7 protein-coding genes, 1 other RNA gene and 5 pseudogenes are annotated in these 12,674 nt (G+C 69.6%); 10 read left to right on the forward strand and 3 right to left on the reverse strand.

All coding sequences use genetic code 11. From position 1 onward, the window contains the following. A pseudogene (locus tag GJ632_RS22155) lies at positions 1 to 267 on the forward strand (hypothetical protein); the annotation flags it as partial. A 42-nt stretch (positions 268 to 309) separates the two neighbouring features. Here GJ632_RS22155 and GJ632_RS12805 read toward each other — a convergent pair. After that, on the reverse strand, positions 310 to 1,095 hold the full coding sequence (locus GJ632_RS12805; RefSeq protein WP_089811435.1) for a formate/nitrite transporter family protein: 786 nt from the start codon (positions 1,093 to 1,095) through the stop codon (positions 310 to 312). Positions 1,096 to 1,243: 148 nt separating this feature from the next. Between GJ632_RS12805 and GJ632_RS12810 the strand changes: the two genes are divergently transcribed. After that, complete coding sequence (locus tag GJ632_RS12810; RefSeq protein WP_089811437.1) at positions 1,244 to 1,747, forward strand: PaaI family thioesterase; 504 nt, start codon at positions 1,244 to 1,246, stop codon at positions 1,745 to 1,747. 27 nt (positions 1,748 to 1,774) lie between these two features. Here the strand turns inward: GJ632_RS12810 and GJ632_RS12815 are convergent, their stop codons facing one another. Further along, complete coding sequence (locus tag GJ632_RS12815) at positions 1,775 to 2,356, reverse strand: cysteine hydrolase family protein (RefSeq protein WP_089811439.1); 582 nt, start codon at positions 2,354 to 2,356, stop codon at positions 1,775 to 1,777. Between the two features lie 109 nt (positions 2,357 to 2,465). On the opposite strand from GJ632_RS12815, the gene GJ632_RS12820 reads away from it, so the two are divergent. From GJ632_RS12820 to GJ632_RS12835, 4 genes and pseudogenes are all read left to right on the forward strand, one after another. Beyond that, positions 2,466 to 3,947, forward strand: a complete 1,482-nt coding sequence (locus tag GJ632_RS12820; protein WP_191453173.1) for an Hvo_1808 family surface protein — start codon at positions 2,466 to 2,468, stop codon at positions 3,945 to 3,947. 55 nt (positions 3,948 to 4,002) lie between these two features. Continuing rightward, positions 4,003 to 5,365, forward strand: a pseudogene (locus GJ632_RS12825) (Hvo_1808 family surface protein). Between the two features lie 52 nt (positions 5,366 to 5,417). Then, complete coding sequence (locus GJ632_RS12830) at positions 5,418 to 5,807, forward strand: hypothetical protein (RefSeq protein ID WP_191453174.1); 390 nt, start codon at positions 5,418 to 5,420, stop codon at positions 5,805 to 5,807. 81 nt (positions 5,808 to 5,888) lie between these two features. Then, positions 5,889 to 7,036, forward strand: a pseudogene (locus tag GJ632_RS12835) (nicotinate phosphoribosyltransferase). A gap of 159 nt (positions 7,037 to 7,195) precedes the next feature. Here GJ632_RS12835 and GJ632_RS12840 read toward each other — a convergent pair. Next, positions 7,196 to 7,798: a TIGR00296 family protein gene (locus GJ632_RS12840; protein WP_089811451.1), complete on the reverse strand. Its 603-nt coding sequence runs from the start codon at positions 7,796 to 7,798 to the stop codon at positions 7,196 to 7,198. A 153-nt stretch (positions 7,799 to 7,951) separates the two neighbouring features. Here GJ632_RS12840 and rnpB point away from each other — a divergent pair. From rnpB to GJ632_RS12860, 4 genes and pseudogenes are all read left to right on the forward strand, one after another. Next, an RNA gene (gene rnpB / locus GJ632_RS12845) (RNase P RNA component) lies at positions 7,952 to 8,449 on the forward strand. 122 nt (positions 8,450 to 8,571) lie between these two features. After that, positions 8,572 to 11,177, forward strand: a pseudogene (locus tag GJ632_RS12850) (heavy metal translocating P-type ATPase). Between the two features lie 59 nt (positions 11,178 to 11,236). Continuing rightward, positions 11,237 to 12,316: a matrixin family metalloprotease gene (locus tag GJ632_RS12855; protein WP_191453175.1), complete on the forward strand. Its 1,080-nt coding sequence runs from the start codon at positions 11,237 to 11,239 to the stop codon at positions 12,314 to 12,316. Between the two features lie 72 nt (positions 12,317 to 12,388). Next, positions 12,389 to 12,674, forward strand: a pseudogene (locus tag GJ632_RS12860) (hypothetical protein); the annotation flags it as partial.

A 12,674-nucleotide genomic window follows, 5' to 3' on the forward strand; every position in this document is an offset into this window, starting at 1 on the left:
GCCCTCACCGCCGGGGCCGACGAGGCGACTGATTCGACGGCGGTGTCGCTGCTCGGCCACCCGATAGGGACGGCGCGCGGCCGAGACGTCGCGTGGCGCGACGTGGACGTGCTGGCCAACGGCGAGCGAATCACCGGACTCTCGCTGTTCGCGGCGCTGGACCCCGAGTTCGGCGCGAAACTCGTCTGCCCCGGTCACGACTTCGCCGTCGGCGACGAGGTTCGGGTGACGATACGCGACACCGACGACCCGATACGGCTGGGGTGAGCCGACGTCTCCGCGGCGCCCGGACGGACTTTCCCGGTCCCGTCACTCCGCTTCTTCCGACCCGCGGGCCTGTACGACGTGGGTGAAGGTACCGATACCGAGTCCGCCGACGAGGTTTCCGGCGGTGACGACGACGGTGGTCTCGACTATCGCCGCGACGCCGATGGGGGCGCCGGACCGGACGCCGAAGAGGACGTGGAGGACGGTGACGACGACGTGACTGAACGGCCCCAGCGCCAACAGGACGCCGACGACGTACGAGAGGAGGATTCGACTCACGCTCTCTTCGACCGCCGACAGCGAGAACGACAGCATCGTGACGAGGACGCCGCCGGAGATGGCGTCGGCGAACTCCGCCCACCGGCCGCGAGAGACGATCTCCGAGGAAGTCGTTCGGAACACGTGCTCGGTTCCCGGCGGCAACGCCCCCTCGACGGTGAGGATGGCGACCATCAGGCCGCCGCCGACGAGGTTGAAGACGAACGTGACGCTCCAGAGGCGGAAGAGCGCGCCGACCATGTACGACCCGGACGCTTCGACGGCTCTCACCGCCGGGTCCAAGAAGTTCTCGCTGAACAACTCGGCCCGTCCGATCACCAGGAAGACGACTCCGGTCCCGAGGGCGAGAGCGCCGCCGAGATGTGCCAGCGAGCCGAATTCGGCTTTCAGGTTCGCCTCCACGATGCCCAGCGCCGCCATCCCGAAGGTGATCGTGAACCCCGCGATGAACGCCGTCGCCACCAGTTCCAGCAGCGACTGGTTCAGGCGTCGGTCGCCCTCCTCGGCCGCGCGTTCGTACACCTCGCGTGGGGTCGGTGCCGTAGACATATTCCGAAACTACCCGGAGCGGAAGAAATAGTGGTGACGGCGGTGCGGTCGGGGTCGTCGGCGTCGGGGCTACCCGTCTCCCGAACGCGGCGACAACTTTGAACGCGTCACCGGTGGTTACATACGGGTCGCCGTCGCCTACGTCGGTATGAGCGAGGACGCTCCCGAGGGGTTCCCGGACGACGCCGCGTCGTTCGTCCAGCAGTACATCGAACAGGAGCACGGCTACCTCTCGTGGCTCGGCACGCGGGTGAACGAACTCGAACCCGGACGGGTCGTGATGACCGTCCCGTACGACGAGAAACTCACCAACACCACCGACCCGCCGACGGTCCACGGCGGCATCGCCGCGACGCTCATCGACACGGCGGGCGGCATCGCTCAGCGGACGATGCTCGAGGACCCGATGGCCGGCGGCGTCGCGACGGTGAACCTGAACGTGAACTACCTCCGACGCGCCGCGGGCGACCTGCGCGCCTCGGCGGAAGTCGTCCGCGCCGGCGGCACCATCGGCGTCAGCACCGTCACCGTCGTCAGTCGGCCGCCCGAACGGGTGCGCGAGAACGACGAGGCGTTCGAGCGCTGGCAGGGGACCACCGACGAGGAGGCAGTCGCCACCGGACAGGGCGCGTACCGCCTGTTCCGGGACTGACCCACGCGCCCGGCCGGACCGTCGTCCCTACTCGAACCGAATCTCCTCGCGCGTCGTCACCTCCCCGAACAGCCAGTCCGCGTGGTCGAGCGCGTACGCCTTGTGCTCGTCCTCGATTGCGCCGATTGCGTCCTCGACGAGGACCGGCCGGTAGTCGCGCAGGCCGGCGCTCCCGGCGGTGTGGAGGACGCAGACGTTCGCCAGCGTCCCGCAGAACACCAGGTCGTCGACGCCGTGGGCGTCGAGCCAGCCCTCCAACTCCGTCCGGTGGAAGGCGTCGTACGTGTGCTTCTCGACGACGTGGTCGTCCTCGCGCACGTCCAGTTCGTCGACCAGTTCAGTCTCCCACGTCCCCTCGACGACGTGCTCGCCCCAGCGCTCGAACTCGTCGTAGTAGTGGGTGTCTTCGAACTGTTCGGGCGGGTGGACGTCGCGGGTGTAGACGACGCTCGCGCCCGCCTCGCGGGCGTCGGCGACGAGTGCGGCCACGTCGTCGACGACGGCTTCGCTCCCCGGCGCGTGGAGGCTTCCCTCCGGGTGGCAGAACCCGTTCTGCATGTCCACGACGACGACGGCGGTTCGGTCGGGGTCGAACGCGTGTTCGGTCATACGTGTGTGTAGCGCCGCGGGGACCAAAACGGTACTCCGTGGTGCGATTCCCGCCGCGGCGGCGCGGAAAAAGGTACTTCCCGGCGCGGTCCCTGAAGGGAGTTAGAGCATGTTGACGAGACACGGAGTCGCCACCGGTGCCCTCGCCCTCCTCTTGGTCCTCGCGGGCTGTACGGCACCGATGGTGAACCCGGCACTCGACGACGGCGGTGCGGCGGGCGGGCCATCGGACACCTCGGTCGTCGCCAGTCCCGACGCCAACTTCTCCGACCCGAGCGACGACGTCCTCGGCTGGGAAGACGGCTACTGGTACAACGAGTCGATAGACGTGAACCAGTCCGACGGCCTCTCCGACGAGGAACTCCGGGCGTACGTCGCCCGGTCGATGGCGCGCGTGGAGTACCTCCGGCACAAGGAGTTCGAAGAGCGCGTCTCGGTGGACGTGCTGTCCCGCGCGGAGTACCGCGAGCGGACTCGCTCGAACGCCCGGAGCGGTTCGGACTCCGGACCGTCGGCGTTCGACCAGTGGAACAATCAGGTGTGGGAGGCGCTGTTCGTCACCGGCGAGACGGGCGACAGTCAGGAGGCGATAAGCGAGACCCAGAGCAGTTCGGTCGCGGGGTTCTACTCGCCGCGGAACGACGCGATAACGGTCATCACCCCCTCGCCCGACTCGCCGCGAATCGACAACGCGACGCTGGTCCACGAACTCGTCCACGCCCTGCAGGACCAGCACTACGACCTGACGAGCGAGAAGTACCGCGGCGAGACGCAGGACGGTGACCTCGCCATCGACGGCGCCGTCGAGGGCGACGCGAAGTACGTCGAACTGCTGTACCGCGACCGCTGCGGCGTCGAGTGGGAGTGCGTCGCGACGCCGGCGGCCGCCGGTGGGGGCGGGGCCGGCGGGTCGGGCGGCGGTCCGAACCTCGGCATCCTCCTGACCATCTTCCAGCCGTACTCCGACGGTCCGGTGTACGTCCACGACAGAGTTCAGGAGGGCGGCTGGGAGGCCGTCGACGAACTGCTCGAGGACCCGCCGGAGTCCACCGAGCAGACCATCCACCTCACCGACGAGAAACCCGTCCCCATCGAGTACCGGAGTCGGGCGACGAACGGGTGGTCCACGTTCCCGAACCAGGGCCAGAGCGGGTCCGACACCGTCGGCGAGGCGTCGATGTACGTGATGTTCTGGTACCAGGCGCGGACGGCCGGTGCCGACACCATCGACCCGCGGGGCATCGTCCAGACGGAGAGCCGGTACGACACGTACAACTACGACGCGGTGCCGTCGAGCGGGTGGGCGAACGACCGCCTGTTCCCCTACAAGAAGGCGTCCGGCGGCGAGAGCGAGTACGGCTACGTCTGGGTGACCGAGTGGGACACCGAGGGCGACGCCCGCGAGTTCCGCGACGCCTACCGGAAGATTCTGCGCGCGCACGACGCGACGCGGCAGAGCGAGAACACGTGGGTCGTCGAGGACGGCGAGTTCGCCGACGCGTTCCGGGTCCGGATGGACGGCACGCGCGTCACCATCGTCAACGGGCCGACGGCGGAGGACCTCGACGACATCCGCCCGGCCGCGAACTGACGCCGACCGACCGCCTCGCCGAGAACGTTTTCCGTAATCGAACCGACGATACCCTGTGAACGTCTCCCGCGCATCGTTCGTCCCCGTCGCTCTCGCCCTCCTCCTCGTCCTCGCGGGGTGTAGCGCGCCCGTCGCCGACCCCTCTGCCAACGAGTGGTCGTGGCCGGACGACCCGCCCGAGGACAGACTCGGCTGGGAGGCGGGCTACTGGTACAACGAGTCCATCGCGGTGAACCAGTCCGACGGGCTGAACGCGTCCGAACGCGAGGCGTTCGTCGCGCGGACGATGGCGCGCATCGAACGCATCCGCGGACTGGAGTTCGAGCGGACCGTTCCCGTCGAAGTCGTCTCGCGGGAGCGGTATCAGAACGAGTCGAGCGTCTTCCGCGCCGAACCCGACGCGTGGGAGGACCAGGTGTACGAGGCGACGTTCCTCGTCGGCGAGACGAGACGGCCGCGGACGCGCTGAACGACCTGTACGGCGGAGCGGTCGCGGGCTACTACACGCCGAGCGACGAGCGCATCGTCGTCGTCAGCGACGCGGAGACGCCGACGCTGAGTCGGGCGACGCTGGCGCACGAACTCGTCCACGCCCTGCAGGACCAGCAGTTCGGTTTCGCCCCGCCCCCGGACACGCACGACGGCCGCATCGCCGACGACGGCCTGTACGAGGGCGACGCCAACCTGGTCGAGGCGCTGTACGAACAGCGGTGCGAGAGCGACTGGGAGTGCGTGCAGACGCCGTCGGCCGGCGGCGGGAGTCGGTCGTCGTTCGACTTCGGCGTCTACCTCACCGTCTACGCGCCGTACAGCGAGGGGCCGCAGTTCGTCGACGCCCTCCGCGAACGCGGCGGGTGGGAGGCGGTGAACGCCGCCTACGACGACGTGCCCGTCTCCGCCGAGCAGATACTGCACCCGCGGGCGTACCCCGACGAGCGACCGGCGGACGTGGACGTGCCGGACCGCTCGTCTGCCGCGTGGTCGCGGTTCGACCGCGAGGTGGCGACCGACCGTCTGGGCGAGGCGTTCCTGTACGTGATGCTGTGGGACACGCGCGCCATCGACCGGGAGCGACTGCGGCAGAATCCGGGCCCTACTCGCGGTACAACTACACGGCGGGCGCGAGTGCCGGGTGGGCGGGTGACGAACTCGTGCCGTACCGCGGCGACGACGGCGAGTACGGCTACGTCTGGACGACCGAGTGGGACACCGAGGCCGACGCCGAGCAGTTCCACCGCCTGTACGGGACGTTCCTCCTCCAACTCCGCATGGGGGCCGAACGCGTCGACTCGAACACGTACGTGATTCGCGGCGGCCCGTACGCCGACGCGTTCCGCGTCACGCGGGACGGCACGCGCGTCACCATCGTCAACGCGCCGACCCCCGAGCAGTTGGACGAGGTACACGCCCGGCGGTAGCGCCGCCGGGAGGGTGAGAAAGCACTTGTCGCACCCGCGAGATGCCGGCGCTATGCACTCGCACACGACCCTCCTCGTCGCCCTCCTCGTCGCGTTCGCGGGGTGCGCGGGCGGTCCGCCGGCCGGTACGGAGACGGGGACACCGACGGCCACCGACTCCCCGACGCCGACGGCCACCGACTCCCCGACGCCGGGAACGACGACGTATGGCACCGACTGCCCGGCGTTCGTCGAGGCCGACCCCGTCTCCGACGTGCCCGACGACGCGACGGTGATTCCGTACGCGGACCTCTCGGCGGAGCGACGGGCGGAGTTCGACGCGGCGCTTTCGGAGGGGAACGCGGAGGTCGAAGACGGGGGTGACGGCTACGTGTTCTGGGTCGACCGCCCGTACGTCCGGTACGAGGGGACCGTCTACCGCGCCGTCGTCGCCGTCTGTTGACCCCGCGACCGAAGACGAACGCTCTCCGGTCGCCGCGTTCGAACGAACGCGTTTTTCACCACGCCGGTGGAACGCGTTCGCATGGACTTCGACATCGTCGGTGCCGACGCCATCCACGGGGGGTCGGCCACCGACGCCTACTTCGAGCGGACGGAGACGACGCTCCGACACGCCGGGAAGAACCCGCGCGTCGTCGCCGAGGTGACGGCCGACCAGTTCCCCGACGGCGACTACGAACTCCTCGCGGGGACGAAGGACGCCGCCGCCCTCCTCGAGGCCACGACGTCGACGTGGACGCCGTCCCGGAGGGCCGCCTGTTCGACGGCGGTCCGGTCATGCGCATCGAGGGGAACTACCTCGACTTCGGCCGCTTCGAAACCTCGATTCTGGGCTTCCTCTCGCACGCCTCCGGCGTCGCCACCGCGGCCCTCGACGTCCGGCGCGCCGCCCCCGACTCGCAGGTGCTGTCGTTCGGCGCGCGGCACGTCCACCCCACAATCGCCGCGATGGTCGAACGGAGCGCCCTCCTCGCGGGTCTCGACGGCATCTCGCACGTCGCCGCCGGCGACGTCATCGGCCGCGAGGCGTCGGGGACGATGCCGCACGCCCTCATGATCTGCTTCGGCCGCGGGAACCAGGAGGCGGCGTGGCGGGCGTTCGACGAGGCGGTCGACGAGTCGGTGCCGCGCGTCGCCCTCTGTGACACCTACAGCGACGAGACTGACGAGGTCATCCGCGCCGTCGAGACGCTCGGCGACGACCTGGACAGCGTCCGTCTCGACACCACCTCCTCGCGGCGCGGCGACTTCCGACACATCGTCCGCGAGGTGCAGTGGACGCTCGCCGCCCACGACCACGAGTCGGTGGACGTGTTCGTCTCCGGCGGCCTCGGCCCGTCGGACCTGCGGCACCTGCGCGACGTGGCCGACGGCTTCGGCGTCGGAGGTTACGTCTCGAACGCCGATCCGGTGGACTTCGCGCTGGACATCGTGGAGATAGACGGCGAACCCGCCGCCAAGCGGGGGAAACTCACCGGCGTGAAGGAGGTGTACCGGACGGCCGACGGCGGTCACCACGTCGGACTCCGCGACGCCGAACCGCCCGCCGACGCCGAACGGTTGCTCGAACCGCTGATTCGCGACGGCGAGATAGTGCGGGAGTTCGACCTCGACGCGGCGGCCGACCGGGCGGCGACCGACGCCGACCGGTGCGACTACGGCGCGGAGTGAGGGGACGGCGGTTCGAGAGAGGCGGCGACTGTCCGCGCGAGGGGACCGACGGTTCGAGTGAGGCGGCGCCACGAGAGTGACGGCGACGCCTCTCGCGGTCGGATGCGGAGGCGCAGGCGCGTCACGTGCGGTGTCGCACGCAGAACCAGTCGCCGACAGTTACAGTTCTTCGACGCTGCCGCCGTCGGCTCGCTCGCGGAACACCTGTCCCTCGAACAGCGTGACCATGGCGTCCTCGTCCTGCCACGCGAGGGGCGAGAGGCCGGCCTTGCGGCAGGCGTGCGTCAGGAACTGTTCTTCGGACCAGCCGTTCTCCAGCGGAATCGTCGGGTAGAGCCAGCCGTGCTTGCCGTCTTTGTCTACGGCGACCCCGTGGGTACCGAGTTCGATGTCGGCCGCAGGATCGTTGGTGAGAACGTGATTACAGACGATACAGACGGAGATATTGAGATTCGGTAGTTCGGGTGGTTCGATTTCGGACCCGCACGAATCGCCCGACGCGGCTTGAATCGCCGCGTCGACGATGGCGTGTCCCAGTTGATCTTTCCCTCGATAGGCCCCGGCGCACCCTCGGAGGCGGCCGCGACCACGTGTCGATTGAATGCGGACGAATGCACCGGTACGAGCGTAGAACGCGTCTCGCATACTTCCCGGCTGTTCCCGTTGACCGTGGAGAACGTACGATTCGACCGATTCACGCGCCAGTTCGACCGCCCTCGACCCGTCGTCGTACGAGAGTCGAACGGTCTGCGCCTCGGACATACTACTGTGCAGGCACTGGCTAAACTTGAACGCTTCCCTTGTCACCACCCTGATTTGTCCTGCATTAAGCTCTGCATAAGGCCGTGATACCCCGGAATCGCCCGAATCGGTCGAATCGAACTTCTTATGCGCACGTCCCGACTAGGCAAAAACGGCAGAGAGAGCCCGGTTCCCGTGTCCTGTCGGACTGATTACCGTCCGCGGACATGAGGAAAGTCCCCCCACCGTCCGGACGGGTGACCGGGCGCAAGCCCGGAGTCGGAGAGACTGGCTCTGGAACAGAAACGAGACCCCTCGGTCCGACCGATGAGACGCGTGCGGCGGACTCGTCCGCCGCCGACGCCCGCGGGGCGACCCGCGGGCGTGCGAACCGACCCGTAAGGGGAGGGAGTTGACCCGTCGAGGGACGCGAGGCGACGCAGTCGCCTCGGAGGACGAACGGACGCATCGCGCCCGCGAGTCCAGCGGTCATTTCGTGACCGTGGACGACCGAGAACGGATGGAACGGCGAACCCTCACCGGTGCAAGTCCGCGCCGCTAAGGTAGTCCGGACAGCACGCTCGGGTTCGCCCGGCGTGCCCCCGAGAGGGGAGGACGCGGACGCTCAGCCGAATGCCGGGACGAACAGAAGGGGGCTTACTCCTCTCAGCCGCCACTGCCGCGCGAGCGACGCCGATATTGTTATCTCAGAGGAGTTAGATTAATAATACCTTGCACTTCAGAGGGGTAATTTCGCAGATGGATTAATAACCCCGAGCGGACTAGCCTCGTGTATGAACCGCGACGACGGACACGACCACGCTCGCGACGGGGCGGGTCGCGCGGCCGACGCCCGCGACGCCGACGCGGACGCGTGTGGATGCGACGACAGCTGTGACGCGGGCGCGGCCGCCCCGGACGACGACGCGGACGCCGCGGACGGCGAGACGCTCCGTCTGTCCGTCCCCGACATGGACTGCGCCTCCTGCGCGGACAAGGTCACGCGGAGCGTTCGCGGCGACGACGGCGTCACCGACGTCGACGCCCAACCGACGACGGGGACGCTGTACGTCCAGTTCGACGCCGACGCGACCGACGGCGACGCAGTCCGGTCGCGCGTCGAGGGTGCGGGCTACGCCGTCGCGGACGAGGAGACGGTGACGCTGTCGGTGCCGGAGATGGACTGCCCGTCCTGCGCCGGCAAGGTGGAGAACTCGCTGTCCGGCGTCGCCGGCGTCGTCGACTTCGAGACGCGACCGACGGCGGGGCGGGTGACGGTCAGTTACGACCCCGACGTGGCCTCTCGCGGTGACGTCGTCGCCGCCATCGAGGGAGCGGGCTACGCCGTCGCGGACGACGGGGACGCCGAGTCGCCGCACGACGTGTGGCGCACGCCGCGCGCGCTGAAGACGTGGGCCGGCGCCGTCTTCCTCGCGGTCGGTCTCGCCCTGGAGTTCCTGTTCACGGGCTTCGACGCCGTCCTCGCCGCGCCCGCGGGCTACGAGGTGAGCGTCGCGTGGGTGTCCTACACCGCCGCCGTCCTCCTCGCCGGGATTCCGGTCCTGCGGAACGGCTACTACTCCGCGAAGAACCTGAGTCTGGACATCGACCTGCTGATGAGCGCCGGTATCCTCGGCGCGATGGCGGTCAACATGCCGTTCGAGGCGGCGACGCTCGCCGTCCTGTTCAGCGTCGCCGAGTTGCTGGAGCGCTACTCGATGGACCGCGCGCGCAACTCCATGCGGGAACTGATGGAACTGTCGCCGGACACGGCGACCGTTCGTCGGGACGGGGAGGAAGTCGTCGTCCCCGCCGAGGACGTGCGCGTGGGCGAGACGGTGCTCGTCCGCCCCGGCGACCGAGTCCCCCTCGACGGCGCCGTGACCGAGGGCACCTCCGCGGTGGACGAGTCGCCCATCACCGGCGAGTCCGTCCCCGTGGACAAGGAACCGGGCGACGAGGTGTTCGCCGGGAGCATCGTCGAGGAGGGCTACCTCGAAGTGGAGACGACCACCACCGCCAGCGAGTCGACGCTGTCGAAGGTGGTCGAGATGGTCGAGGACGCCAACCGCGAACGGACCGAGGCCGAACGCTTCATCGACCGCTTCGCCCGGTACTACACGCCGATAATCGTCGTCGGCGCCATCGCGACGGCGGCGGTGCCGCCCCTCCTGTTCGGCGACCCGTTCAGGGTGTGGTTCGTGCGCGGACTCACTCTCCTCGTCGTCGCCTGCCCCTGCGCGTTCGTCATCTCCACGCCCGTCTCCGTCGTCTCGGGCATCACGTCGGCCGCGCGCAACGGCGTCCTCGTGAAGGGCGGCCAGTACCTCGAATCGATGAGCGACGTGGACGTGGTGGCGATGGACAAGACGGGGACGCTCACGACGGGCGAACTCGGCGTCACCGACGTGGTCGCCCTCAACGACAACGACGAGGCGTCGGTCCTCGGTTGCGCCGCCGCCATCGAGTCGCGCAGCGAACACCCCATCGCGAAGGCCATCGTCGACCACGCCGCCGACCGCGACGTCCCCGACCGGGAGATTCGCGACTTCGAGTCCATCACCGGCGAGGGCGTGCGGGCCGTCCTCGACAGCGAGACGCACTACGCCGGCAAGCCCGCCCTGTTCGAGGGACTCGGATTCGACCTCGAACACGCTCACGTGGCGACGGACGGCGGCGTTCCCGCCGGCGGCGCGTCGCGGACGCCCGCGACTGCGACCACGGGGCGTTCCTCGACCTGACGAACGAGGTCATCCCGCGCCTCCAGTCCGAGGGGAAGTCGGTCGTCCTCGTCGGCACCGAAGACGAGATAGAGGGCGTCGTCGCCGTCGCGGACACGGTGCGGCCCGAGGCGGCGTGGACCGTCTCCCGCCTCCGCGAACTCGGCGTCTCCCGCGTCGTGATGCTCACCGGCGACAACGAACGCACCGCGGCGGTCATCGGCGAACGGGTCGGCGTGGACGAGGTCCGCGCTGACCTCCTGCCCGAGCAGAAGGTCGACGCCGTGCGCGAACTCACCGACGAGTACGAGTCCGTGGCGATGGTCGGCGACGGCGTCAACGACGCGCCCGCACTCGCCGCCGCGACGGTGGGCATCGCGATGGGTGCCGCGGGGACCGACACCGCGTTGGAGACGGCCGACGTGGCGTTGCTCTCGGACGACCTGACGCGCCTGCCGTATCTGGTGGACCTCTCGGACAGCACTTCCTCGGTCATCCGCCAGAACGTCTGGGCGTCGCTCCTCGTGAAGGGCGTCCTCGCGGTTGCCGCCCCCCTCGGCCTCATCACCGTCGCCACCGCCATCGTCGTCGGCGACATGGGGATGAGCCTCGGCGTGACGACGAACGCGCTCCGTCTGGCGGGCGTCGAACCCGAGTCGCCGGACCTCTCGGCGGAGTGACCGGTCGACGAGCGACGCGGCAGAACGTTCTTTCCCCCGGCGGGTAATCTACCGCATAGATGGCCGCTCGCAGGTTCCCGATACTCGCACTCGTCCTCCTCCTCACCCTCTCGGGCTGTCTCGCCCCGTTCGGGGGCGGAGGGTCGCCCATCCCGGTCGGAGAGCAGACGCCGAGCGTCGAGACGTCCGAAGCCTCCGCCGTCGACGGGACGGCGACCCGTCCGCCGACGGCCACCCCCACGGCCGCCCCCGGCGGGTCGAACCCGTGGGGCGACGACCCCGTCGTCGTCGCCGTCTCGGACGCCGCGGACACCGGCCGCGACTGGACGCCCATGGTCCGCGAGGCGGCGTCGTACTGGGAGGAGAACGCCGAGCGATACGCCGGCTTCCCCGTGGAGTACGAGGTCAGACCGGACGCCGCGGACCCCGACATCGTCGTCGAGTTCGTCGACGCGGTGCCCGACTGCGACGGCGCCGAGGACGCCGCGGGGTGCGCGCCCCTCGTCACCGACCGCAGGCAGATAGACCGGCCGGAGACGGTGTCGATTCGAACCGGGTTCTCGGACGAGTCGACCGTCCTCGTCCTCGAACACGAGTTCGGGCACACGCTCGGACTCACGCACTCGGACGCGCCCGCCGACGTGATGGCCAGTCGGTCGGTGCTCTACACGACCGCCCGGCCGAACGCCAGCGAACGGGCGTTCCCGTGGGGCGACGACGAGTTCACCGTCCACGTCGACGCGGCGAACGCGACCGACCCCGAGGGCGCGCGCGAACAGGTCCGTCACGCCCTCAACTACTACGAACGCGGCGCGCCGGGGATGCCGAACAACCTCACGTTCACGTTCGTCGAGGACCCCGCGGCCGCAGACGTCACCGTCTCGTTCGCCGACGAGTCGCCGTGCTCGCCGAACGCCGCCTCCTGCGGCGCGACGCGCGGGTGGGACCCCGACGGCGACGGCGCCGTCGAGACGTACTCGAACCTCCGCATCGTCCTCGTGGACCTCGACACGGAGGCGGTCGGGTGGCACGTCGGCTACTGGACGGCGTTCGCCCTCGGCGCGCAGACGGACGCCGAGAAGCCCGAACCGTTCCGCGACGCCTCCTACCGCGAACGACGGAGCGAGTGGTGGACGTGAGCGCGACGGACGCGCTGCTGTCACGGTTGTCACGCACCGACGTTGATGACGGGTGCGGACGTCTCTCCGACCATGGTCGCCGCACCTGACGTCACCGCCGACGCCGTCGACGACTCGGTCGTTCGCTGGCAGGGCGAGTCGCACGGCCGCCTCCGGACGGCCTTCCGACACGTCGTCGCGGCGACGTTCCTCACGGTGGGCGTCGCACTCCTCGCCGCCGTCGCCCTCGTCGTCGCCGTCGGCGTCGTCGAGGGGGCGACGGATTCTCTCGTCCTCCTCGTCGTGATGCTCCTCGTCGGCGGGCCGTTCTCGCTCGTCTACCTCGTGGCGATTCGCCGGGAGGCGTCGCTGTCGGACC

Origin of the sequence: Halogeometricum sp. CBA1124, assembly GCF_009741955.1 — an archaeon.
GTDB lineage: Archaea > Halobacteriota > Halobacteria > Halobacteriales > Haloferacaceae > Halogeometricum > Halogeometricum rufum.

Coding starts and splice junctions, on each gene's coding strand:
- GJ632_RS12810 (WP_089811437.1), top strand. CDS start 1,244: ATGAGCGAGGACGCTCCCGAGGGGTTCCCGGACGACGCCGCGTCGTTC.
- GJ632_RS12820 (WP_191453173.1), top strand. CDS start 2,466: ATGTTGACGAGACACGGAGTCGCCACCGGTGCCCTCGCCCTCCTCTTG.
- GJ632_RS12815 (WP_089811439.1), bottom strand. CDS start 2,356: ATGACCGAACACGCGTTCGACCCCGACCGAACCGCCGTCGTCGTCGTG.
- GJ632_RS12830 (WP_191453174.1), top strand. CDS start 5,418: ATGCACTCGCACACGACCCTCCTCGTCGCCCTCCTCGTCGCGTTCGCG.
- GJ632_RS12840 (WP_089811451.1), bottom strand. CDS start 7,798: ATGTCCGAGGCGCAGACCGTTCGACTCTCGTACGACGACGGGTCGAGG.
- GJ632_RS12855 (WP_191453175.1), top strand. CDS start 11,237: ATGGCCGCTCGCAGGTTCCCGATACTCGCACTCGTCCTCCTCCTCACC.
- GJ632_RS12805 (WP_089811435.1), bottom strand. CDS start 1,095: ATGTCTACGGCACCGACCCCACGCGAGGTGTACGAACGCGCGGCCGAG.